Below are 19,247 nucleotides of genomic sequence, written 5' to 3'. Positions count from 1 at the left end.
CAGGGCCGTACAGCAGTACGGTGGTCGACATGCGCCCCGACATGCCTGCCGACCACGCCACCGAAGCCGAGCGCCTGCTGCGCACCGCCGCGCGGTACCCGGAGGATCAGGAAGCCCTGTTCCTCCAGGCTGCGGCGCACCTGGAGCTGGCGGGCGACCGCGTGCGGGCGACGACGCTGTACGACACGCTCCTGTCGGCACCGTCGTCGAACCCGTACCTGATCAGGTCGCTGAAGGCGGCGAACCTGTGGGAGTACGGTCACGAGGCGGAGGCGCGGGCGATCATCGAGGGCATCCGCAGGGCGATGCCTTCGGAGGCCGGGCCGTGGGAGATCATCGCGGAGACGCTGGAGGCCCACGACGAGCTGACGCTCGCGGAGACGGTGGCGACGGAGGCGGCGGGACAGCTGGCGCCGGAGGGATCGGGACGGGACCTCCCCCACGCCACCCAGTCCCTCCTGGTGACCCGGCACAGGATCCGCAGGATGCTGGCGCTCCCCCATGACGGCTGGGACACGTTGGCGGACACGCTCCACACGGCGGCGGTCCCGCTGGACGAGCTCCACGACCCGAAGCGCCTGTGGTCGCTGGGCTCCTCGGACCCGGCGGAACTCCGGGCGGAGATCGCCCGCCTCCGCAGCGAACTGGGCTCCTACCGCACGGCCCTCTCCCGCCCCTTCCCGGTGGCGGTCCTCCACTGGCCGGAAGCGGAGCTGGACGAGCTCCTGGCCTCGTACCCGGAACTCGAATCGGAATACCCCACGTACAGGGCCCACCTCACGGACATCGAGGCCTCCCTCCGCGAACTGGCCGCAGCGGGCACCCCCAACCTGGGCATCGTCCCGGCCACGGTCCCCTCCTACGAAGCCTTCGCCGCCTCCGAATCCACCACCCCCTCCAACGCAGACCTCCTCCCCCAATACACCACCACCCTGGCGGCCAGAGGCCGAGCAACGGCCTGGCCCCCGGCCCGCGGCGCGACATGCTGGTGCGGCTCGGGTCGGACTTATGGAGAGTGCCACGGGGCGGAGTAGACACCGGCCCGGCGGGGACACAATGTTGTCGTGTCCGAAGCCACGCCGTCCTCCCCGTCCGTCTCCGCCCGCATGAGCCGCCAAGGCCGGCGCGACACCGCCCCGGAGCTGGCGGTGCGCCGCCTCCTGCACGCCTCAGGCCTCCGCTACCGCGTGAACGTGCCCGTCCCGGGCATGCCCCGCCGCACGATCGACATCGTCTTCGGCCCCGCCAAGATCGCGGTCTTCCTGGACGGCTGCTTCTGGCACGGCTGCCCCGAACACGCCACGCAGCCGAAGGCGAACGCGGAGTGGTGGCGCACGAAGCTCGACAAGAACATGGCGCGCGACCGCGAGACGACCCAGCATCTCGAAGCCCAAGGGTGGACCGTCCTGCGCTTCTGGGAGCACGAAAGCCCGACGACCGTGGCTCTCACGGTGTCGGATGCGAGGTCCAAGGCTCCCGTGAGGCGCCCCCGCCGACCGGCTGCGGAGGATGGAGAGTCGAAGCCCCCGGCGGTCGGTTGAATCACACGGTCGACCGCCGGTGGAACGGCTCCGTCAGAACTGCGTACCTGTTCCGCCGAAGAAGCCCGGAACGGATCGGTCAGGTGTACCGATCAAGGTCGCTCGGTCGAGAAGGATGTTGTTGTTCTCGCAGCTCGTCTCGCGCAGCAGCACACAGGCATGGCAGGCAGCCAGGTTGAGGCTGTCGGCGCCGCTCGCCTCGGACTCCATGTACAGAGGGTCGTTGGAACACCAACGCGCGCGGTGCAGGGCCGAGCTCAGGGTGGCGTCGAGTCGCGTGGGATCGCCCTGCGCCACGATGCCGCCGAGGCTGCCGGCGGAGTCGCTCGTGGCGGTGTAGCCAAGAACCTCACGTCGGCAATCCGCTCTGTTCGCGTGCGCAGGAAGTGGCGATCCGATGACACCGTCCTTAGGCAACGCCCCCGAGAGAATGGCGAAGTTCACTTCAGCGGCCACAGGCACCTACCTGACGAACGGATCTGGAACTTCCTCGCCCTTGCCGTCGCACCGGACTATGTCCTGCCCGCAGGCCTTGCCCCAACGACGGGACCACAAGGCGGTCGTCGCTGGACCGCCTCGCAGCGATGTTCGAGGAATTCAGCGCCAAGGCCCCCTTCGGGACTGCGGCAGGGTGCCGAGTGCCCGGACCGCACTCACGTAGGCGAGAGTCCCTGGGTCGGGGCGGGGACGCTGCGAGGTCGGAGGCTAGGCTCCCCAACACGACGTGTCGAACAGGAAGGCCCCCTCATGCCCCGCATCCCCGCCCCCGCCATAGCCGCCGTCGGGCTCGTCGGTGGTTACGCCGTTGCTCGGTGGACCAAGAAGCGGCCCCTGGGTGGGGTCGTGCTCGCGGCTGCCGGGGCGCTCTCCGCGCGGGAGTGGCAGCAGGCGGTTGGGGGGAAGGCCGCTGCCGGGCTCACGGCGGCGTACGTTGCCGCGTTCGCCGGGTCGCATCCGCTGGCCAAGAAGGTGGGGGCCTGGCCCGCCGTGTTCGGGGTCGCCGGGGCCATGGCCGGCGCCTCTTGGGTCGCCACGCGCAACAAGGGCTGAACGCCCACGGGGCCACGGGGCCGTCGCCGGCGCCTCGTGGGGCGTCACCTGAAGTGCGATCACCCGTACCAAGGGCCCTCGGGGCGTAGCCCTGAGCGCAATCAACCGCGATTACGGCTGAACGCCACAGCCCTCCCCTCCGTACTACCTGGTGCACTCCCCATGAGCGCTGGGCGGGCGGGGCCCCCTACCCCCCTTCCCGCCCAGCGCGCCCCTGCCCAGCAAGTGCCCCCGCCCAGCGCGCCCCCAACAAGAGGTCCTAGCCCCCCGCCGCCCGGCTCAGCGTGTAGATCAGCAGGCCCGCGAGTGCGCCCACCACCGTGCCGTTGATGCGGATGAACTGGAGGTCGCGGCCGATGTTCGCCTCGATCTTCTTCGAGGTCTGGGTCGCGTCCCAGCCCGCCACCGTGTCGCTGATCAGGGACGTGATCTCGTCCCTGTACGTCGTGACCACATAGGCCGCCGCGTCCTCCGCCCAGCCCTCGACCTTCGCCTGCAGGCGGCCGTCCGTCACCAGGCGGCCGCCCAGGGAGATCAGGGACGCCCGCGCGCGCAGGCGGAGCTGGCTGCGGTCGTCCTCCGCCGCCGCGATGATCATGCCGCGCACCGACGCCCACGCCGAGGCGATGATGTCCTGGATCTCCGGACGCGCGAGCAGTTCGCCCTTCAGGCGCTCCACCCGCGCCCTCGTCTCCGTGTCCCCCTGGAGGTCCGCCGCGAAGTCCGTCAGGAAGCGGTCGATCGCGCCGCGCGCCGGGTGCGCGGGCATGTCCCGCATCTCGGTGACGAAGCGGAGCAGTTCCTTGTAGACGCGCTCGCCGATGCGACGGTCCACGAAGCGCGGCGTCCAGCCCGGGGCGCCGCCCTGGACCGCGTCCATCACCGAGTCCCCGTGGAAGACCAGCCAGTCGTGCGCCCTCGCGCAGATCAAGTCGACCGCCCGGTGGTGCGCGCCGTCCGAGACGATCTTCTCCAGCGTCTTGCCGATCCCCGGCGCGACCTCCGCCGCCTCCGCCCGCCGCGTGATCGCCTCCCCGACCACCGCCTGGATGTCCGCATCCCTCAGGACCGTCAGGGCGCCCCGAAGGGCCGTCGAGAGTTCGTTCGTCACCCGGTCCGCGTGGTCCGGGTCCGACAGCCACGCACCCAGCCGGCCCGCGATACCGAGCGCCGCCAGCCTCCCCCGTACGACATCCGCCGACAGGAAGTTCTCGCCGACGAAGGACCCCAGGGTCGCCCCCAGCTGGTCCTTCTTCGTCGGGATGATCGCCGTGTGCGGGATCGGCAGACCCAGCGGCCGCCGGAACAGCGCCGTCACCGCGAACCAGTCCGCCAGCGCGCCCACCATGCCGGCCTCCGCCGCGGCCGCCACATAGCCGGTCCACGGCCCCCAGCCCGCGTGCTCCGCCCACGTCGCCAGCGCGTAGATGACGGCGACCAGCACCAGCAATCCCGTGGCCAGCGTCTTCATCCGGCGCACCCCACGGTGACGCTCCGCGTCCGCCGCCGTGTACGAGAACGCCACCAACGGCGGCCGCCGCGACTCACTCGTCTTCTCGCTCATCGCCCCACCTCCCTACATCAGTGACTTTCCGGACGCACCTCAAGTTCCCGTTCCCCGTACATCTTCGCGATCACGGCCTCGATGTCCGGCTCCCGCACCGACAGATCCACCAGCGGATACCTCTCCGCCACCGCCGCCACCAGCGGCGCCGCCGAGGCAGAGGTAGGGAACGCCAGCCACTGCCTCGGGCCCTCCGCGCGGACGAAACGCGCCCCCGGCACGTCGATCGGCGGCAGTTCGCGTTCCAGGTCCACCACCAGCAGACGCTCGCTCTCCCCGTCCGAACCCGCCTCGTGCAGGCCCGTCAGCTCCCCGTCGTACATCAGCCGGCCGTGGTCGATCACCATCACCCGGCTGCACAGCTGCTCGATGTCGGTCAGGTCGTGCGTCGTCAGCAGCACCGTCGTCCCCCGCTCGGTGTTCAGCTCGCGCAGGAACTCCCGCACCCGCGCCTTCGACACCACGTCGAGGCCGATCGTCGGCTCGTCCAGGTACAGCACGTCCGGATCGTGCAGCAGCGCCGCCGCGATGTCGCCCCGCATCCGCTGGCCGAGCGACAGCTGTCGGACCGGGACCTCCAGCAGGTCGCCCAGTTCCAGGAGGTCGACGCACCTCGCCAGGTTCTCCGCGTACCGCGCGTCCGGGATGCGGTACATCCGGTGCATCAGCCGGTACGAGTCCTTCAGCGGCAGGTCCCACCAGAGCGTCGTCCGCTGCCCGAACACCACCCCGATCCGCTGCGCCAGCCGCGTCCGCTCCCGCGACGGGTCGATCCCCGCCACCCGCAGCCGGCCGCCGCTCGGCGTGAGGATGCCCGTCAGCATCTTGATCGTCGTCGACTTCCCCGCGCCGTTCGGGCCGATGTAGCCGACCATCTCGCCCCGGTCCACCCCGAAGCTGATCCCGTCGACCGCCCGCACCTCACGCTTCTCCCGGCGCAGCAGTCCCGCCTTCCGGCGCACCGAGAAGACCTTCTCCACGTCCTCCAGCTCGATGAACGTCATCGGTTCTCCCGGCCCTCCTCCAGCTCCAGCTCCAATTCCATGGACGTCATCCGTTCCGACCTCCTCAGCTTCCCGTGCTCCGGTACGAACGAAGGCCCGCCCGCCATGCCAACCCCGCGAGCCCGCAGCACACCGCCGCCACCAGCGGCGACCCGAACGCCGTCCACCCCGGCACCCCCGCCGGCGCCTCCCGCCCCAGCACGTACAGGGCCGGCAGCCAGTTCACGAACGCCAGCGGTACGACGTACACGACACCCCGCACCAGATCCTGCGCGAAGATCGTCGGCGGGTACTGGAGCAGCGTGTTCCCCCCGTACGTGAACGAGTTCGTCACCTCCGCCGCGTCCTGCGCCCAGAACAGCGCGGACGCGCCCACCACCATCACCGCCGAGAAGATCACCGCGCCGCTCACCACCGTGACCGGCAGGAGCAGCACCTTCAGCGCCGTCCACTCCACGTCGACGATGCACAGCGCCCAGACGAGGACGAACAGGCCCTGCACCACCCGCCCGAGCCTCCGCAGCGCGAACTTGTCCGCCGCCACCTGGGCGAGCACCGGCGCCGGACGCATCAGGAACATGTCCAGCGAGCCGTCCCGCACCCGCCTGCCCATCCGCTGCACCGAGCCCATCGTCAGGTCCGCGATGCCGAAGGACGTGCTGGTCGTCCCGTACAGGAACGCGACCTCGGCGAACGAGAAGCCGCCCAGGCCCTGCACCTGACCGAACATCAGCAGGATCACGACGAAGTCGAAGAACGTGACCGAGAAGGAGGTGATCAGGGTCAGCGCGAACGACGTGCGGTACGTCATCGTCGAGCGGATCCACATCCCCGCGACCATCCCGTACGTACGCCAGGCCTCCCCCACGCGTGAGTCGGCCACCCGCGAGTCACCCACCCTGCACCACCACCTTCCGCGTCGCCAACGACTGCGCCAACCGCCCCGCCGTGAGCAGGACCGCCGCCCAGGCCAGCTGGAAGGCGTACGCGCCCAGGAGCCCCCACCCCTCGTACTTCTCGAGGTAGACGTCCGCCGGGATCTGCAGCATCGACGCCCACGGCAGCACCCGCGCCACCTCCCCCAGCGCGCCCGGGAAGACGTTCAGCGGCAGCAGCATCCCCGAGAAGAACAACCCGCCCAGCCACGCGACCTGCAGCACCCCCTGACCGTCCATCAGCCAGAAGGCGGACATCGCGACCAGGTACCAGATCGCGAAGCTGACGACCGATCCCAGCGCGACGGCCAGCACGAACGCGAGCCAGGTCGCCGGCCCCGAGGGCAGCCGGAAGTCGAAGACGAGCGCCCCGATCGCCATCGGCACCACACCCCGGGCGAGCAACTGGTACGCGGACCGGCCCATGGTGGCGGAGAACCACCAGGCCTGGAGGTCCGCCGGCCGGTAGAGGTCGACGGCGATGTCACCCGTACGGATCCGCTCGATCAGCTCGTCCTCGAACCCGCCGCCCATCAGCCCGCACACCGCGATCAGCCCCTGGCCGATCCACACATAGGCGAGCGCGTCCGCCATGTCGTAGCCACCCAGCTGGGGCCGCTCGTCCCACAGGGCGATATAGGTGTACGACAGGATGAAGCCGAAGACGGTGTTGGTGAACACCCCTGCCGCCGTGGCCATCCTGTACGTGGCATGGCGCCGGAACCCACCCGCGGCCACCGTCGCGTAGAGCCGCACCATGCAAGGTCCCTCCGCCGTTCCGCCGTCCGTCCGATGGCGCCAAAGCGCACGACCCTAGCGGCCCGCACTCCGCCACCGCGAGTCCTTTTCGAGTCGTATTACGTAGGTTTTGGCCCGATACGTGCACTATGGGGGAGGTCATGCCTCCTTCATCCGGTACGGGAGCTCCAGACATGAGTGACGACCAGCCAGATCGTCCCCACCGGCCCGGCTGGGCGCCCAGGGACCCCACCGTCCCCCCGCCTCCCCGCCGCCCACGGCGCTCGCGCCCCGTGCGCTTCCTGCGGGCCGTCGCCGGCACGTTCCTCCTCGCCGCCCTGCTGGCCGTCGGCGGCTTCCTCGCCGGCTACCTGCTCGTCGAGATCCCGCCCGCCAACTCCGCCGCGACCGCCCAGTCCAACGTGTACCTCTACCGGGACGGCACCGCGATCGCCCGCGACGGCGAGGTCAACCGCGAGAACGTCCGCCTCGCGCAGGTCCCCCTCACCGTCCGGCACGCCGTACTCGCCGCCGAGGACCGCGACTTCTCCTCGGCCCGCGCCGTCGACCCCAAGGCCATGGTCCGCGCCGCCTGGAACACCCTCACCGGCAAGGGCCGCCAGTCCGGCTCCACCCTCACCCAGCAGTACGTCAAGAACTACTACCTGGGCCAGGAACAGACCGTCACCCGCAAGGTGAAGGAGTTCTTCATCGCGATCAAGCTCAACCGCGAGAAGAGCAAGGACCAGATCTTCGAGGGCTATCTGAACACCAGTTACTTCGGCCGCAACGCCTACGGGATCCAGGCCGCCGCCCGCGCCTACTACGGCAAGGACGCCGGCGACCTCGACACCGCCGAAGGCGCGTACCTCGCCTCCCTCCTCAAGGCCCCCAGCGCCTACGACGTGGCGACCCACCCCGAGAACCGGACCAAGGCCATCGCCCGCTGGAACTACGTCCTCGACGGCATGGTCAAGGAGCGGTGGCTCTCCCCCGCCGACCGGGCCTCCGCCACCTTCCCCACCCCGCAGACCGCCCGCCCCGCCACCGGCCTCTCCGGCCAGCGCGGCTACCTCGTCCAGGCCGTCGAGGAGTACCTCACCACCCACGGCGTCATCGACGAGAAGACTCTCGCCGGCGGCGGCTACCGCATCACCACCACCCTGGAGAAGGAGAAGCAGGACGCCTTCGTCACCGCCGTCGACGAACAGGTCATGTCCCGGCTCGACCCGGAACAGAACCCCACCGACCGCTTCGTACGGGTCGGCGGCGCGTCCATCGACCCGGCGAGCGGCCGCGTCCTCGCCCTGTACGGCGGCATCGACTACACCAAGCAGTACGTCAACAACGCGACCCGCCGCGACTACCAGGTCGGCTCCACCTTCAAGCCCTTCGTCCTCGCCGCCGCCCTGCAGAACGCCTCCCTCACGCAGGGGGGCGAGCCGATCACCCCGAACACGTACTACGACGGCACCGACAAGCGTCCCGTGCAGGGCTGGACCGGCGCCCTCTACGCCCCCGCCAACGAGGACGACGCCTCGTACGGCGACATCACCGTCCGGACCGCCACCGACTCCTCGGTCAACGCGGTGTACGCGCAGATGGCCGTGGACGTCGGGCCCGCGAAGGTCAAGGAGACCGCCGTCGCCCTCGGCCTGCCCGCCCACACCCCCGACCTCAGCCCCTCCCCCTCCATCGCGCTCGGCCCGGCCACCGCGAGCGCCCTCGACCTGGCCGAGGCGTACGCCACCCTCGCCAACCACGGCCGCCACGGCACGTACACCCTCGTCGAGGAGGTCACCAAGGACGGCGAGGTCCTCAACCTGCCGACCTCCGACGGCCGGCAGGCGGTCAGCAGGGAGGCCGCCGACACGACGACGGCGGTCCTGCGGAGCGTCGTGGAGAGCGGTACGGGAACGGCGGCGCTGGCCGTCGGGCGCCCGGCGGCGGGCAAGACGGGGACGGCCGAGGACGACAAGGCCGCCTGGTTCGCGGGATACACCCCGGACCTCGCGACGGTCGTCACGATGATGGGCCAGGACCCGGCGACGGGCGAGCAGAAACCGCTGTACGGAGCGCTCGGGCTGCCCCGGATCAACGGGGGCGGGGCGCCGGCGGAGATCTGGGCCCAGTTCACCCGGGACGCGCTGGCGGGCACGGAGCCGCGGGACTTCGAACTCCAGCTGGGCGAGGGCGCGGAGGGGTGGCTGGAGCCCATCGATCCCCTGCAGTCGCCGGACCGGCTCGGCTCGGCGGAGGGCGAGGAAGGGGTCGTGGACGGGGACACGCCCCAGGAGGACACGGCCCAGGCGGGCCCGGAACGCCCCCGCCACCCGGGCCCGCAGCAGCGGGACCCGGAGCAACGGGCGCCGGAGCAGCCGGGGCCGGACAGGCTGGGCGGCGACGAACGGGGCCCGGACCAGCGGAGCCCGGACCAGCGAGGCCCGGACGGCCCGAGCCCGGACGGCCCGAGCCCGGACGGCATGCTGCCGCCCCCGCCCCCGCGCCCGCGTCAGTGACCCGAGGTCGCCTTCAGGCCCACCACGGCCACCAGCAGCAGACAGACGAAGAAGATCCGGGCGGCGGTCGCCGGCTCACCGAGCACCACCATGCCGAGCACCGCCGCACCGGCCGCGCCGATGCCGACCCACACGCCGTACGCCGTACCGATCGGCAGGGTCTTGGCGGCGTGCGACAGCAGCAGCATGGAGGCGACGATCCCGGCGCCCGTGAAGACGCTCGGCCAGAGACGGGTGAAACCGTCCGTGTACTTCATGCCGATCGACCAGCCGACCTCGAGCAGACCGGCGACAACGAGAAGAACCCAGGCCATGACGACGAACACCTCCGCGAGACGGATCAACAGGGGTGCGTCGTCTTTGCGTGTCGTGCGTGGGGCCCGGTACGGCGCGTCTCGTCGGGTGTCTTCAGCGTAGCAAAAAACAGATAAAAGGCCTGGTGACACCGGTCACCAGGCCTTCAGAAGCGGTTCACCTACAGGTACAGCCCGGTGGTGTCCTTGGACCCCTCGAAACGGTCCGCGGCCACCGCGTGCAGGTCGCGCTCCCGCATCAGTACGTACGCGATGCCCCGTACCTCGACCTCGGCGCGGTCCTCGGGGTCGTACAGAACCCGGTCGCCGGTCTCGACCGTACGGACGTTCTGGCCGACCGCGACGACCTCGGCCCAGGCAAGGCGGCGGCCGACGGCGGCGGTCGCGGGGATCAGGATGCCCCCGCCCGAGCGCCGCTCCCCCTCGGGCGAGTCGGTCCGGACCAACACTCGGTCATGGAGCATCCGGATGGGCAGCTTGTCGTCGGTGTTCTCGCTCACGGTCCGAACCTACCTGGCCGGACGAGCCGTCCGTACGCAGGAGTGGTCATGCACCCCGTCAGGACCCGCGCTTGCGCGAGGACACCGCGAGCAGCCCGACGAGGGCGACGGCGACGATCGCCACCGGAACCACCCGCTCCAGGCGCGGCGCGCCGTCCTCGTTCGTGAAGCGGGCCTTCACGTCCGAGACGGTCCGGTTGACGGCGGCGAACGCGCGTCCGGCGGTGTGGTCGACCGTGGAGGCGACCCTCGCCTTCGCGTCGCCGACGATCGTCTTCGGGTGCACCCGAATGCCGATCTCGTCGAGAGTGACGGCGAGCTGCTCGCGCCGGCGGACGATGTCCGCCTCGATCTGCGCAGGGGTCCTGGCGTCCGGCACCGCGCTGCCTCCGTAGTCGTAATCGGTCCTTGACGGACAGTCTCTCAGTTTCTCGGTCCGTGGTCTGTCTCAGGCCCCCATTAGGCTCGGGCGTGTACGCCCAGACATCCCGAGGAGAGCCATGAGCGAGCGACTTCAGCCCGGCGACACCGCCCCCGCCTTCACCCTGCCCGACGCGGACGGCAACGAGGTCTCGCTCGCGGACCACAAGGGCCGCAAGGTCATCGTCTACTTCTACCCGGCGGCGCTCACCCCCGGCTGCACGAAGCAGGCCTGCGACTTCACGGACAACCTGGACCTGCTGGCCGGCGCGGGCTACGACGTCATCGGCGTGTCGCCCGACAAGCCGGAGAAGCTGGCGAAGTTCCGCGAGAAGGAGGACCTGAAGGTCACGCTGGTCGGCGACCCGTCGAAGGAGACGCTGGAGGCGTACGGCGCGTTCGGCGAGAAGAAGCTGTACGGGAAGACGGTGACGGGCGTGATCCGCTCGACGATCGTCGTGGACGAGGACGGCAAGGTCGAACGCGCCCTGTACAACGTGAAGGCCACGGGCCACGTCGCCAAGATCATCAAGGACCTCGGCATCTGAGGAACAGGCGGCCGGGGCGGAGGCGTCGGGGGTCACACGCGCCGTGATCGCTCCCGGCGCCCTCCCCATCCGTCGTGGCCGTCAAGCCCGGTACGATGGCAGGCGGTTGGCGGCGGTGGCGCAACGGCGACGCAGCAGACTTAGGATCTGTGGCCCGTGAAACGGCTTGAGGGTTCGAATCCCTTCCGCCGCACCAAAATGGCCTGCGAATCGACGGATCGATTCGCAGGCCATTTCTGTCCTCCGCCTCAGCCCACCAGCTCCCGTACCACCGGTACCAGCGCTCTGAAGGCCTTGCCGCGGTGGCTGATCGCGTTCTTCTGCTCCGGGGAGAGTTGGGCGCACGTCACGTCGTGGCCCTCCGGCTGGAGGATCGGGTCGTAGCCGAAGCCGTTCGTGCCGATCGGGGTGTGGCGCAGGATCCCCCGCATGCGGCCCTCGACCACGCGTTCCGTGCCGTCCGGGAGGGCCAGGGCCGCCGCGCAGGCGAAGTGGGCGCCGCGGTGGGCGTCGTCGATGTCGGCGATCTGGGCCAGGAGCAGGTTCAGGTTGGCGCGGTCGTCGCCGTGGGTGCCGGCCCAGCGGGCGGAGAAGATGCCGGGGGCGCCGTTCAGGACGTCGACGCAGAGGCCGGAGTCGTCGGCGACGGCCGGCAGGCCCGTGGCGCGGGCGAGGGCGTGGGCCTTGAGGAGGGCGTTCTCGGCGAAGGTGACGCCGGTCTCCTTGGTGTCCGGGACCTCCGGGTACGCGTCCGCGCCGACGAGGTCGTGGGTGAGACCTGCGTCGGCGAGGATCGCGTGGAGTTCGGTGATCTTTCCGGCGTTGCGGGTGGCGAGGATCAGTCGGGTCATGCCTCGATTATCCGGGCGTGCAGACCTTGCCGATCTCGGTGGCCGCGTCGGTGATCGGCTTGATGTCCGGGGTGGTGTCGCCGTTGTTGACGGCGGTCTTCACGGACTCGACGCCCTTGGTGAGGTCGTCCACGGCCTTGGTCAGGTCCGCGTTGTCGGTCGTGTCCTTGAGGTTGTCGAGCTCCGTGGAGATGTCGTTCAGGGCCTCGTTGAGCTGCGTCGGGTCGTTGGAGGCGTTGGAGACGGCCTGCGAGAGCTTGTCGACGCTGGTGGCTATCGCGTCGGCGGTGGCGACACAGTCCATGGCCTTGTCGAGTGCTCCGCAGCCGACGAGCGTCGTGCTGGCGAGTACGGCTGCCGAGGCCACGGCGATTGCGAGACGGCGCTTCAAGACGGGTCCTCCCCAAGGGATACGGATGTACGGACGTACGGTGTTCGCCGTACGTCCGTACCCCTGTAGACGCCGCCGACCCCTACAGAGTTCCTTCGAGCGCCTTGCGCTGGATCTCGGCGAGTTCGGCGCAACCGCCGGAGGCGAGGTCGAGGAGGGCGTTGAGCTCCTTGCGGTCGAAGGGCTCGGCCTCGGCGGTGCCCTGGACCTCGACGAAGCGGCCGTCGCCGGTGCAGACGACGTTCATGTCGGTGTCGGCACGGACGTCCTCCTCGTAGCAGAGGTCGAGGAGGGGGACGCCGTCGACGATGCCGACGGAGACGGCGCCGACGGTGCCGGTGAGGGGCTTGCGGCCTGCCTTGACGAGCTTCTTGGCCTGGGCCCAGGCGACGGCGTCGGCGAGGGCGACGTACGCGCCGGTGATGGCGGCGGTGCGGGTGCCGCCGTCGGCCTGGAGGACGTCGCAGTCGAGGACGATGGTGTTCTCGCCGAGGGCCTTGTAGTCGATGACCGCGCGCAGGGAGCGGCCGATGAGGCGGGAGATCTCGTGCGTGCGGCCGCCGATCTTGCCGCGGACGGACTCGCGGTCGCCGCGGGTGTTGGTGGCGCGCGGGAGCATCGAGTACTCGCCGGTGACCCAGCCCTCGCCGCTGCCCTTGCGCCAGCGCGGGACGCCTTCGGTGACGGAGGCGGTGCAGAAGACCTTGGTGTCGCCGAAGGAGATGAGGACGGAGCCCTCGGCGTGCTTGCTCCATCCGCGTTCGATGGTGACGGGGCGGAGCTGTTCGGGGGTACGGCCGTCGATACGAGACATGTCACGAGCCTAGCCGCACGCGACGGGCCCCGACCTCCCCGAACAGTCGTACGCGAGAGGGGGTACGACAAGGGGCCCGGTCCCCTGTCGGACCGGGCCCCTGCCGGGGTGACTGCGCGGAGAGTCGACCGTGCGTCAGCTGCTCACATCATGTCTTCGATGTCGGCGGCGATCGGGTCGGCGTCGGTGCCGATGACGACCTGGATCGCGGTGCCCATCTTCACGACGCCGTGCGCGCCGGCGGCCTTGAGCGCGGCCTCGTCGACCTTGCTCGGGTCGATGACCTCGGTGCGGAGGCGGGTGATGCAGCCCTCGACCTCTTCGATGTTCTCGATGCCGCCGAGGCCGGCGACGATCTTCTCAGCCTTGCTGGCCATGTCTTTCTCCCTGTCCGTTCCTGTTGCAAGAACGTGAGTCTCGGCGCACCGACGGTCCGCTTTGTCACGGTAACGCACGGTTGGCCCAACTTCGCGAGCGAGTGCCCTCGTTCTACCGAATGATGACGATCACCGGCAGCCTGCCCCCAGGGGGCTCCGGGAGCCTATCGCAACTGGTCTACACCAGTCTGCAACGCGATTCGGGCCCGGGCTGTTCCGGGTCAGGGAGGACGCCGATGAGTACGGACAGCGCAGCCGGCGCAGCCGCCGCGCCGAAGAAATCGATGTGGGGCGGTCTCTTCCAGGGGCTGCAGAAGATGGGGCGGAGTCTCCAGCTCCCCATCGCCGTCCTCCCGGCCGCCGGCATCCTCAACCGTCTCGGCCAGCCCGACGTCTTCGGCGCCGACGGCCTGGGCTGGGACAACGTGGCCAAGGTGATGGCGGGTGCCGGTGGCGCCCTGCTCGACGGCAATCTGGGCCTGCCCCTGCTGTTCTGCATCGGTGTGGCGATCGGTCTGGCGAAGAAGGCAGACGGCTCGACGGCGCTCGCGGCGACGGTCGGCTTCCTCGTCTACTACAACGTGCTGCGCCAGTTCCCGGAGGACTGCCCGCGGGGCACGGCGGACATCAACGGCGGTTGCCTGGCGCCCGAGCAGGCCTTCAGCGGGTACACGTACCAGAACCCGGGCGTCTTCGGCGGCATCGTCATCGGCCTGCTCGCGGCCTGGTTCTGGCAGCGCTACCACCGGGTGAGGCTGGTGGACTGGCTGGGCTTCTTCAACGGCCGCCGCCTCGTGCCGATCATCATGACCTTCGTCGCGATCGCGTTCGCGTCCCTGTGTCTGTGGGTCTGGCCGCCGATCGGCGACGGTCTGGAGAACTTCAGCGACTGGCTGGTGGGCCTGGGCGCCTGGGGTTCGGGCATCTTCGGTGTCGCCAACCGCGCGCTGCTCGTGATCGGGCTGCACCAGTTCCTGAACGTGCCGATCTGGTTCCAGTTCGGCACGTACGAGAGACCGGACGGCACGACGGTCCACGGCGACATCCCGATGTTCCTCGCGGGGGACCCGGAGGCCGGCCAGTTCCTGACGGGCTTCTTCCCGATCATGATGTTCGCCCTCCCGGCGGCGGCCCTGGCGATCACCCACTGCGCACGGCCGAACCGCCGCAAGGAGGTCGGCGGCCTGATGCTCTCGGTCGCCCTGACCTCGTTCGTCACCGGTATCACCGAGCCGATCGAGTACTCGTTCCTCTTCATCGCCCCGGTCCTGTACGCGATCCACGCCGTCCTCACGGGTGTCTCGATGGCCGTGACGTGGGCGCTCGGCGTGAAGGACGGCTTCAGCTTCTCGGCGGGCCTGATCGACTACGTGATCAACTGGAACCTGGCGACGAAACCCTGGCTGATCATTCCGATCGGCCTCGGCTTCGCGGTCGTGTACTACGCGATCTTCCGGTTCGCGATCACCAAGTTCAACCTCCCGACCCCAGGCCGCGAGCCGGAGGAAGTGGCGGAGCAGATGGACAACGACGTGACCAAGGCCTAGGTCGCGTCCGGAAAGTCTGGCCTGGCTCGCGACGCCCTTCGGGCGGACGACCATAATTCCGGACACTCCCTAGCCACTTCGGGGCTTTCGCCCCGAGCCCCGACGCCGCGAAAGGCCCCCGGACCTCATGGTCCGGGGGCCTTTCGCCGTTCACGCCGAGCGATGGTCCGGGCACGGAAAATTCGCAGGTTCCTTATCTAAGTCTCACGTGCTAAAACTGGTCTACACCACTCAATGGTGTAGACCACGCGGTCCAGTCCACCGCGTTCCACGAGACGCCGCCGTCACCCCCGTTTCACTGACCTCTGGCGGCGCCTTGCCTTACTGGAGGAAGTTGATGAGTACGGCCACCGCCCAGGCCGCCGCTCCCGCGAAGAAGCGCGGATCCGGCCTGTTCCAGGGCCTGCAGAAGGTCGGTCGCAGCCTGCAGCTGCCGATCGCCGTGCTGCCGGCCGCGGGTATCTTGCTCCGTCTCGGCCAGCCCGACGTCTTCGGCAAGGACGGCCTCGGATGGGACAAGGTCGCCTCCGTGTTCGCCACGGCCGGTGACGCAGTCTTCGCCAACCTGCCGCTGTTGTTCTGTATAGGCGTGGCCATCGGCTTCGCCAAGAAGGCCGACGGCTCCACCGCCCTCGCCGCCCTCGTCGGCTTCCTCGTCTACCAGAACGTCCTGAAGGCGTTCCCGGTCACCGAGGCCGTGGTCAACACCACCGCCAACAAGGGCGTCGACGTCGCCGCGACGTACAACAACCCGGGTGTCCTCGGCGGCATCCTGATGGGTCTGATCTCCGCCGTCCTGTGGCAGAAGTACCACCGCACCAAGCTGGTCGACTGGCTCGGCTTCTTCAACGGCCGCCGTCTCGTCCCGATCATCATGGCCTTCGTCGGCACCCTCGTCGGTGTCGTCTTCGGCCTGGTCTGGGAGCCCATCGGCAACGGCATCTCGAACTTCGGCGAGTGGATGACCGGCCTCGGCGCCGGTGGCGCCGGCCTCTTCGGTCTCATCAACCGCGCGCTGATCCCGGTCGGCATGCACCAGTTCGTGAACACCGTCTCCTGGTTCCAGATCGGCGACTTCACCAACGCGGCCGGCGAGGTCGTCCACGGCGACCTGAACCGCTTCTTCGCCGGTGACCCGAGCGCCGGAATCTTCATGTCGGGCTTCTTCCCGATCATGATGTTCGGCCTCCCGGCCGCCGCGCTCGCCATCGCGCACTCCGCCCGCCCGGAGCGCCGCAAGGCCGTCATGGGCATGATGCTGTCGCTCGCGCTGACCTCCTTCGTCACCGGCATCACGGAGCCGATCGAGTTCACCTTCATGTTCATCGCCCCGCTGCTGTACGTGATCCACGCGATCCTCACCGCCATCTCCATGGCCGTGACCTGGGCGCTCGGGGTCCACGCGGGCTTCACCTTCTCCGCAGGCCTCATCGACTACGGCCTGAACTGGAACCTGGCCACGAAGCCATGGCTGATCATCCCGATCGGCCTGGTCTTCGCCGCGATCTACTACGCGGTCTTCCGCTTCGCGATCACCAAGTTCAACCTCCCCACCCCGGGCCGCGAGTCCGACGAGGAGCTCGAGGACCTCACCAAGGCGTGAGCCTGACGTGAGACTGATGTGACCTCACGAGAAGGCCCCCGGAACCGTCCAGGTTCCGGGGGCCTTCCTGCGTCCGTACGCCTCAGATCTCGTACACCGCGCCCGCGTACGCGAGCTCCGACGGCCCGTCGTACACCGCCCGCGCGTCCGCCAGGTTCTGGGCGCCGTCCGTCCACGGCGGGATGTGGGTCAGCACCAGGCGGCCCACCGAGGAGCGGGACGCCTCCGCGCCCGCCTCGCGGCCGTTGAGGTGGAGGGCCGGGATGTCCTCCTTGCCGTGCGTGAAGGAGGCCTCGCACAGGAACAGGTCCGAGCCCTCCGCGAGTTCGTGCAGGGCCTCGCAGGCTCCCGTGTCGCCGGAGTACGTCAGCGAACGGCCGCCGTGCTCGATCCTGATGCCGTACGCCTCCACGGGGTGGCACACCTTCTCCGTACGGACGGAGAACGGGCCGATCTCGAAGGAGCCGGACTTCAGCGTGCGGAAGTCGAAGACCTCGCTCATCGACTTGTCCGAGGGGGTGTCGGCGTACGCCGTGGTCAGCCGCTGCTCGGCGCCCTCCGGGGCGAAGACCGGGATCGCGTCGCAGCGACCGCCCTCGTGGCGGTAGTAGCGCGCGACGAAGTATCCGCACATGTCGATGCAGTGGTCGGCGTGCAGATGGCTGAGGAAGATGGCGTCGAGGTCGTACAGACCGATGTGGCGCTGCAGCTCGCCCAGGGCTCCGTTGCCCATGTCGAGGAGCAGCCGGAAGCCGTCGGCCTCTACGAGGTAGCTCGAACAGGCCGAGTCCGCGGACGGGAACGACCCGGAGCAGCCGACGACGGTGAGCTTCATGGAGCGTGAACCTCCGAGGGCGGAGAGCGGCGGGGGAGGTCTTGCGATGCGTCGAGCGTAAGGCGCCACCCCGCTCGTCGCTCCTCCGCGGCGGGCCGTTGTGGGCGAACTCACGGGCTCTGTCACCGGTTCGGATGGACCTGGGGCGGGAGAGCGCGGGGTACGGGCGGCCGGTAACGTCTTGGGGTATGGACACGTCCTGGTGGCCGGCGCTCGTCGCGGTCGTGGTGATCGCGCTGGTCGTGGCGCTCGCGGACGGCCGGAAGCGGTCGGCGCGACGGCCCGGGGGCCGTACCCGCCCGCCCGCGCGGCCACCCGTTCGGCCGCGCGCGCCGGGGAAGGCGCCCGCGCGGCTCCCCCGGGCGGGCGAGATCTGGTGGGCCGAGGTGCCCTACGAGGACGGACCCGGGGCGAAGGACCGGCCGTGTCTGGTGCTCGCGCTGCGCGGGGACTCCGCGCTCGTCGCCAAGATCACCAGCAAGTACCACGACGAGCGGCCGGGTGTGATCGCGCTGCCGCCGGGCTCCGTGGGCGACGCGCAGGGGCGGCCGAGCTTCCTGGAGACCGATGAGCTGCGGGAGGTCCCTGTGTGGGAGTTCCGGCGGAAGGTGGGAACGGCGGACCCGGTCGTGTGGGACCAGGTCCGCCATCTCTCGTGACCGGTGTGCGGAGCCGACCGGTGTGCGGAGCCGACCGGTGTGCGGGGCCTTCGACGGGCAGCGCCTGCGCGCCGGCGGTGTGGGCCTTACGCCCAGAGCTGGCCCTGGACCGTTTCGATGGCCTCTTCCGTCGTCGCCGCCGTGTACAGGCCCGTCGACAGGTACTTCCAGCCGCCGTCCGCCACGACGAAGGCGATGTCCGCGCTCTCGCCGGCCTTCAGCGCCTTCTGGCCGACGCCGATCGCCGCGTGCAGCGCCGCGCCCGTCGAGACGCCGGCGAAGATGCCCTCCTGCTGGAGGAGTTCCCGGGTGCGGGTGACCGCGTCGGCCGAGCCGACCGAGAAGCGGGTGGTGAGGACCGAGGCGTCGTACAGCTCGGGGACGAAGCCCTCGTCCAGGTTCCGCAGCCCGTACACCAGGTCGTCGTACCGGGGTTCGGCGGCGACGATCTTGACGTCGGGCTTGTGCTCGCGCAGGTAGCGGCCGACGCCCATGAGGGTGCCGGTGGTGCCGAGGCCCGCCACGAAGTGGGTGATGGAGGGGAGGTCGGTCAGGATCTCCGGGCCCGTCGTGGCGTAGTGGGCGCCCGCGTTGTCCGGGTTGCCGTACTGGTAGAGCATCACCCAGGACGGATTCTCCGCCGCGATCTCCTTGGCGACCCGTACGGCCGTGTTCGACCCGCCCGCCGCGGGGGACGAGACGATCTCGGCGCCCCACATGGCGAGCAGCTGGCGGCGCTCCTCGCTGGTGTTCTCCGGCATGACGCAGACGATGCGGTAGCCCTTGAGCTTCGCCGCCATCGCCAGCGAGATCCCGGTGTTGCCGCTGGTCGGCTCCAGGATGGTGCAGCCGGGGGTGAGCCGGCCGTCCTTCTCGGCCTGCTCGATCATGTGGAGCGCGGGGCGGTCCTTGACCGAGCCGGTCGGGTTGCGGTCCTCCAGCTTGGCCCAGATGCGGACGTCGTCCGACGGGGAGAGCCGGGGCAGGCGGACCAGGGGCGTGTTGCCGACCGCCGCGAGCGGGGAGTCGTAACGCAT

Annotated in this window: 21 protein-coding genes, 1 tRNA gene, 1 pseudogene and 1 riboswitch; of the genes and pseudogenes, 9 read left to right on the top strand and 14 right to left on the bottom strand. The window is 70.0% G+C overall.

What is annotated here, in order from left to right; translation table 11 throughout:
* Positions 1-29 precede the first annotated feature (29 nt).
* Together ACGFYP_RS17610 and ACGFYP_RS17605 are read left to right on the top strand one after the other, a co-directional pair.
* Positions 30-1,034, top strand: coding sequence for an SEC-C domain-containing protein (locus tag ACGFYP_RS17610; RefSeq protein WP_393493739.1), 1,005 nt, complete (start codon positions 30-32; stop codon positions 1,032-1,034).
* A 72-nt stretch (positions 1,035-1,106) separates the two neighbouring features.
* Positions 1,107-1,541 (top strand): very short patch repair endonuclease, encoded by a 435-nt coding sequence (locus tag ACGFYP_RS17605; protein ID WP_393494332.1) that lies wholly within the window; start codon positions 1,107-1,109, stop codon positions 1,539-1,541.
* Between the two features lie 33 nt (positions 1,542-1,574).
* On the opposite strand, the pseudogene ACGFYP_RS17600 reads toward ACGFYP_RS17605, so the two are convergent.
* Positions 1,575-1,889, bottom strand: a pseudogene (locus tag ACGFYP_RS17600) (hypothetical protein); the annotation flags it as partial.
* A gap of 399 nt (positions 1,890-2,288) precedes the next feature.
* Here ACGFYP_RS17600 and ACGFYP_RS17595 point away from each other — a divergent pair.
* On the top strand, positions 2,289-2,591 hold the full coding sequence (locus ACGFYP_RS17595; RefSeq protein WP_393493736.1) for a hypothetical protein: 303 nt from the start codon (positions 2,289-2,291) through the stop codon (positions 2,589-2,591).
* Between the two features lie 259 nt (positions 2,592-2,850).
* Here the strand turns inward: ACGFYP_RS17595 and ACGFYP_RS17590 are convergent, their stop codons facing one another.
* The 4 genes from ACGFYP_RS17590 to ACGFYP_RS17575 form a co-directional block, all read right to left on the bottom strand.
* Positions 2,851-4,155, bottom strand: a complete 1,305-nt coding sequence (locus ACGFYP_RS17590) for a DUF445 domain-containing protein (RefSeq protein WP_393493733.1) — start codon at positions 4,153-4,155, stop codon at positions 2,851-2,853.
* A 17-nt stretch (positions 4,156-4,172) separates the two neighbouring features.
* Positions 4,173-5,159 (bottom strand): ATP-binding cassette domain-containing protein, encoded by a 987-nt coding sequence (locus ACGFYP_RS17585; RefSeq protein WP_393493730.1) that lies wholly within the window; start codon positions 5,157-5,159, stop codon positions 4,173-4,175.
* Between the two features lie 64 nt (positions 5,160-5,223).
* The gene (locus ACGFYP_RS17580; protein WP_393494329.1) at positions 5,224-6,000 is read right to left on the bottom strand and encodes an ABC transporter permease; all 777 of its coding nucleotides are present in this window, start codon (positions 5,998-6,000) and stop codon (positions 5,224-5,226) included.
* Positions 6,001-6,049: 49 nt separating this feature from the next.
* Entirely contained in the window at positions 6,050-6,850 is an 801-nt protein-coding gene (locus ACGFYP_RS17575; RefSeq protein WP_393494326.1) for an ABC transporter permease, read from the bottom strand.
* A 143-nt stretch (positions 6,851-6,993) separates the two neighbouring features.
* On the opposite strand from ACGFYP_RS17575, the gene ACGFYP_RS17570 reads away from it, so the two are divergent.
* Positions 6,994-9,351, top strand: a complete 2,358-nt coding sequence (locus ACGFYP_RS17570) for a transglycosylase domain-containing protein (RefSeq protein ID WP_393493727.1) — start codon at positions 6,994-6,996, stop codon at positions 9,349-9,351.
* Here the strand turns inward: ACGFYP_RS17570 and ACGFYP_RS17565 are convergent.
* The 3 genes from ACGFYP_RS17565 to ACGFYP_RS17555 form a co-directional block, all read right to left on the bottom strand.
* A complete protein-coding gene (locus ACGFYP_RS17565; RefSeq protein WP_028811654.1) occupies positions 9,345-9,665 on the bottom strand; it encodes a multidrug efflux SMR transporter in 321 nt (106 codons plus the stop codon). The genes ACGFYP_RS17570 and ACGFYP_RS17565 overlap by 7 nt on opposite strands.
* A gap of 34 nt (positions 9,666-9,699) precedes the next feature.
* Positions 9,700-9,778, bottom strand: a riboswitch (guanidine-III (ykkC-III) riboswitch).
* 48 nt (positions 9,779-9,826) lie between these two features.
* Positions 9,827-10,165: a GroES family chaperonin gene (locus ACGFYP_RS17560; protein WP_393493723.1), complete on the bottom strand. Its 339-nt coding sequence runs from the start codon at positions 10,163-10,165 to the stop codon at positions 9,827-9,829.
* A 58-nt stretch (positions 10,166-10,223) separates the two neighbouring features.
* The gene (locus tag ACGFYP_RS17555) at positions 10,224-10,544 is read right to left on the bottom strand and encodes a DUF3618 domain-containing protein (protein ID WP_393493720.1); all 321 of its coding nucleotides are present in this window, start codon (positions 10,542-10,544) and stop codon (positions 10,224-10,226) included.
* Between the two features lie 121 nt (positions 10,545-10,665).
* Here ACGFYP_RS17555 and bcp point away from each other — a divergent pair, with 121 nt between their 5' ends.
* A complete protein-coding gene (bcp, locus tag ACGFYP_RS17550) occupies positions 10,666-11,133 on the top strand; it encodes a thioredoxin-dependent thiol peroxidase (RefSeq protein WP_361962660.1) in 468 nt (155 codons plus the stop codon).
* Positions 11,134-11,242: 109 nt separating this feature from the next.
* A tRNA-Leu gene (locus ACGFYP_RS17545) sits at positions 11,243-11,329 on the top strand.
* 52 nt (positions 11,330-11,381) lie between these two features.
* Here the strand turns inward: ACGFYP_RS17545 and rdgB are convergent.
* The 4 genes from rdgB to ACGFYP_RS17525 all read right to left on the bottom strand — a co-directional run bounded on the left by rdgB (position 11,382) and on the right by ACGFYP_RS17525 (position 13,566).
* The gene (gene rdgB / locus ACGFYP_RS17540) at positions 11,382-11,984 is read right to left on the bottom strand and encodes an RdgB/HAM1 family non-canonical purine NTP pyrophosphatase (protein ID WP_393493717.1); all 603 of its coding nucleotides are present in this window, start codon (positions 11,982-11,984) and stop codon (positions 11,382-11,384) included.
* Positions 11,985-11,991: 7 nt separating this feature from the next.
* Complete coding sequence (locus ACGFYP_RS17535) at positions 11,992-12,375, bottom strand: hypothetical protein (protein ID WP_393493714.1); 384 nt, start codon at positions 12,373-12,375, stop codon at positions 11,992-11,994.
* 82 nt (positions 12,376-12,457) lie between these two features.
* Complete coding sequence (rph, locus tag ACGFYP_RS17530; protein ID WP_148003993.1) at positions 12,458-13,189, bottom strand: ribonuclease PH; 732 nt, start codon at positions 13,187-13,189, stop codon at positions 12,458-12,460.
* 143 nt (positions 13,190-13,332) lie between these two features.
* Positions 13,333-13,566 carry a glucose PTS transporter subunit EIIB gene (locus tag ACGFYP_RS17525; RefSeq protein WP_018517946.1) on the bottom strand — a complete coding sequence of 78 codons (234 nt, stop codon included), beginning with the start codon at positions 13,564-13,566 and terminating at the stop codon, positions 13,333-13,335.
* Between the two features lie 236 nt (positions 13,567-13,802).
* Between ACGFYP_RS17525 and ACGFYP_RS17520 the strand changes: the two genes are divergently transcribed.
* Both ACGFYP_RS17520 and ACGFYP_RS17515 read left to right on the top strand, forming a co-directional pair.
* Positions 13,803-15,113, top strand: coding sequence for a PTS transporter subunit EIIC (locus ACGFYP_RS17520; RefSeq protein ID WP_361962648.1), 1,311 nt, complete (start codon positions 13,803-13,805; stop codon positions 15,111-15,113).
* Positions 15,114-15,450: 337 nt separating this feature from the next.
* A complete protein-coding gene (locus tag ACGFYP_RS17515; RefSeq protein WP_393493708.1) occupies positions 15,451-16,716 on the top strand; it encodes a PTS transporter subunit EIIC in 1,266 nt (421 codons plus the stop codon).
* Between the two features lie 82 nt (positions 16,717-16,798).
* Here the strand turns inward: ACGFYP_RS17515 and ACGFYP_RS17510 are convergent, their stop codons facing one another.
* Positions 16,799-17,551: an MBL fold metallo-hydrolase gene (locus tag ACGFYP_RS17510; RefSeq protein ID WP_361962644.1), complete on the bottom strand. Its 753-nt coding sequence runs from the start codon at positions 17,549-17,551 to the stop codon at positions 16,799-16,801.
* Positions 17,552-17,739: 188 nt separating this feature from the next.
* On the opposite strand from ACGFYP_RS17510, the gene ACGFYP_RS17505 reads away from it, so the two are divergent.
* On the top strand, positions 17,740-18,210 hold the full coding sequence (locus tag ACGFYP_RS17505) for a type II toxin-antitoxin system PemK/MazF family toxin (RefSeq protein WP_393493703.1): 471 nt from the start codon (positions 17,740-17,742) through the stop codon (positions 18,208-18,210).
* 86 nt (positions 18,211-18,296) lie between these two features.
* Here the strand turns inward: ACGFYP_RS17505 and ACGFYP_RS17500 are convergent, their stop codons facing one another.
* Positions 18,297-19,247, bottom strand: coding sequence for a cysteine synthase (locus ACGFYP_RS17500; RefSeq protein ID WP_361962640.1), 951 nt, complete (start codon positions 19,245-19,247; stop codon positions 18,297-18,299).

Origin of the sequence: Streptomyces sp. NPDC048370 (assembly GCF_043200825.1) — a bacterium.
Taxonomy (GTDB): Bacteria; Actinomycetota; Actinomycetes; order Streptomycetales; family Streptomycetaceae; genus Streptomyces.
This window is presented reverse-complemented; position numbering and strand designations above follow the sequence as displayed.

Bases quoted from the DNA above. Each gene is read 5' to 3' on its own strand.
- ACGFYP_RS17585 (WP_393493730.1), bottom strand. From the start codon at position 5,159: ATGACGTTCATCGAGCTGGAGGACGTGGAGAAGGTCTTCTCGGTGCGC.
- ACGFYP_RS17610 (WP_393493739.1), top strand. From the start codon at position 30: ATGCGCCCCGACATGCCTGCCGACCACGCCACCGAAGCCGAGCGCCTG.
- bcp (WP_361962660.1), top strand. From the start codon at position 10,666: ATGAGCGAGCGACTTCAGCCCGGCGACACCGCCCCCGCCTTCACCCTG.
- rph (WP_148003993.1), bottom strand. From the start codon at position 13,189: ATGTCTCGTATCGACGGCCGTACCCCCGAACAGCTCCGCCCCGTCACC.
- ACGFYP_RS17510 (WP_361962644.1), bottom strand. From the start codon at position 17,551: ATGAAGCTCACCGTCGTCGGCTGCTCCGGGTCGTTCCCGTCCGCGGAC.
- ACGFYP_RS17580 (WP_393494329.1), bottom strand. From the start codon at position 6,000: ATGGTCGCGGGGATGTGGATCCGCTCGACGATGACGTACCGCACGTCG.
- ACGFYP_RS17595 (WP_393493736.1), top strand. From the start codon at position 2,289: ATGCCCCGCATCCCCGCCCCCGCCATAGCCGCCGTCGGGCTCGTCGGT.
- ACGFYP_RS17505 (WP_393493703.1), top strand. From the start codon at position 17,740: ATGGACACGTCCTGGTGGCCGGCGCTCGTCGCGGTCGTGGTGATCGCG.
- ACGFYP_RS17565 (WP_028811654.1), bottom strand. From the start codon at position 9,665: ATGGCCTGGGTTCTTCTCGTTGTCGCCGGTCTGCTCGAGGTCGGCTGG.
- ACGFYP_RS17605 (WP_393494332.1), top strand. From the start codon at position 1,107: ATGAGCCGCCAAGGCCGGCGCGACACCGCCCCGGAGCTGGCGGTGCGC.
- ACGFYP_RS17500 (WP_361962640.1), bottom strand. From the start codon at position 19,247: ATGCGTTACGACTCCCCGCTCGCGGCGGTCGGCAACACGCCCCTGGTC.
- ACGFYP_RS17515 (WP_393493708.1), top strand. From the start codon at position 15,451: ATGAGTACGGCCACCGCCCAGGCCGCCGCTCCCGCGAAGAAGCGCGGA.
- ACGFYP_RS17520 (WP_361962648.1), top strand. From the start codon at position 13,803: ATGAGTACGGACAGCGCAGCCGGCGCAGCCGCCGCGCCGAAGAAATCG.
- ACGFYP_RS17570 (WP_393493727.1), top strand. From the start codon at position 6,994: ATGCCTCCTTCATCCGGTACGGGAGCTCCAGACATGAGTGACGACCAG.
- ACGFYP_RS17525 (WP_018517946.1), bottom strand. From the start codon at position 13,566: ATGGCCAGCAAGGCTGAGAAGATCGTCGCCGGCCTCGGCGGCATCGAG.
- rdgB (WP_393493717.1), bottom strand. From the start codon at position 11,984: ATGACCCGACTGATCCTCGCCACCCGCAACGCCGGAAAGATCACCGAA.
- ACGFYP_RS17590 (WP_393493733.1), bottom strand. From the start codon at position 4,155: ATGAGCGAGAAGACGAGTGAGTCGCGGCGGCCGCCGTTGGTGGCGTTC.